This window comes from Protofrankia sp. Cr1 (assembly GCF_963555865.1).
Lineage (GTDB): Bacteria > Actinomycetota > Actinomycetes > Frankiales > Frankiaceae > Protofrankia.
The window spans coordinates 1-1,545 of record NZ_CAUVXO010000473.1; the positions used below are offsets into that span (position 1 = coordinate 1).

General features: G+C 67.1%; 2 protein-coding genes. Both read right to left on the reverse strand.

Going from position 1 to position 1,545, the window contains the following annotated elements; translation table 11 throughout:
* Positions 1-43 precede the first annotated feature (43 nt).
* Positions 44-634, reverse strand: a complete 591-nt coding sequence (locus U9980_RS24005; RefSeq protein ID WP_322770005.1) for a hypothetical protein — start codon at positions 632-634, stop codon at positions 44-46.
* Between the two features lie 154 nt (positions 635-788).
* Positions 789-1,545, reverse strand: a 757-nt coding sequence (locus tag U9980_RS24010; protein WP_322770006.1) for an ATP-binding SpoIIE family protein phosphatase, incomplete at its 5' end; no start/stop codon positions are given.

Sequence of the window (1,545 nt, forward strand, 5' to 3'; positions counted from 1 at the left end):
GCTCCGGGCCGGTCGCGCTATGACCGGGTGAAACCGAGCATTCTCACTGGCACGCGACCCGGTCACTTCGACGCGTCGGAATCGCCGCCCCCTGCACGGCGGTGCTGCATTGGGTAAACACGATCACAATGAGATTGGGAGTGGCGGTGCCACCCGCGAGAATCTCGACGCTCTGACTGTGCCCGACAAAAGTCACCTTGTTTCGTCCGTCGGACACGGACTGCTGGAAGAGTTTGTAACCGATGCCGGGCAGGGCCTTTCGGTAGAAGTCCGCCGCCGCGGCCGGGGTCACTCCCTTCAAGCTGATCGTCGCGTCGGTGGGCTTGCTACCGGTGAGCGTGTGGGTCGATCCGTCCGGGAACGGAAAGTTCGCCGGGATGATCGAATTACTGAACGGGTTGGCGCTGGCCGTCGCCGTCGCACTGTCCGTCGGAAACACCGTCGGTGTCGGTGAGGACGTCAGGTCCAGGTCGGTGGGCAGACCTGTCGGCGGCGGGCTCGGCGGCGCCACCGTCACCGATGCGTCCCGCACGGCGGTTGACGTCGACCCGCCGCACGCTGCGGTCAGGAACGTGAGACACACCGCAGCGCCGACCGCCACCATCCGAAACTGGAACGTTCCGGCCCGGCTCATCCAACCTCCGTCACCCACGCGCGCTCGACGCGTACCCCATTCGGTTCTTATCGCCCCACCCAGCTGCGGTGCTACTTAACCACTGCCGCTCGATGCACCGCCTGGTGGGGGTGGCGCTGCCACCGGCCAGGCACCAGGGCATACCGCCATGACGTCAGCCGGTGAAGGCAGGCCCCGTCGGGGCAGGCCCTACGGCAAGGGGCTGCTCAGCCCAGATCGTCTTACCGCTACGGGTATGGCGGGTGCCCCAACGCCGGGTGAGCTGGGCAACGAGGAGCAGGCCGCGTCCGCCCTCGTCGAGCACGCGCGCCCGGCGCAGGTGTGGAGCCGTGCTGCTGGCGTCGGAGACCTCACAGATGAGACTGCCGTCGAAGATCAGCCGCAGTTGGAGCGGAGCCTGGGCGTGGCGGATGGCGTTGGTGACCAGTTCGCTGACGACGAGCTCGGTGATGAAGGTGGCTTCCTCCAACCCCCAGATGGCGAGTTGGCGGGATGCCTGGTCGCGGGCACCTGCGACGACAGCCGGATCCGCCGGCAGATCCCACATCGCAATCTGGCTGGCATCGAGGACGTGCGTCCGGGCGACCAACAGGGCGACGTCATCGCTGGGACAGTCCGGGAGCATGGCTGCAAGCAGCGTGTCACAGAGGGTTTCCAGTGACAGTGCTGGATGGGCCAGAGCGTGTCGCAACGTGCTCAGGCCCGCGTCCGTGTCGCGGTCACGGGTTTCAAGAAGTCCGTCGGTATAGAGGACGAGCACGCTTCCTTCGGGCAGATCGAACTCGGCGGCCTCGAAGGGCAGACCGCCCACGCCCAGCGGGGGGCCGGCCGGCAGGTCGAGGAAGTCGACAGTACCGTCCGGGGTCACAAGGGCGGGCAGGGTGTGACCGGCCCTGGCAAGCGAACAGCGA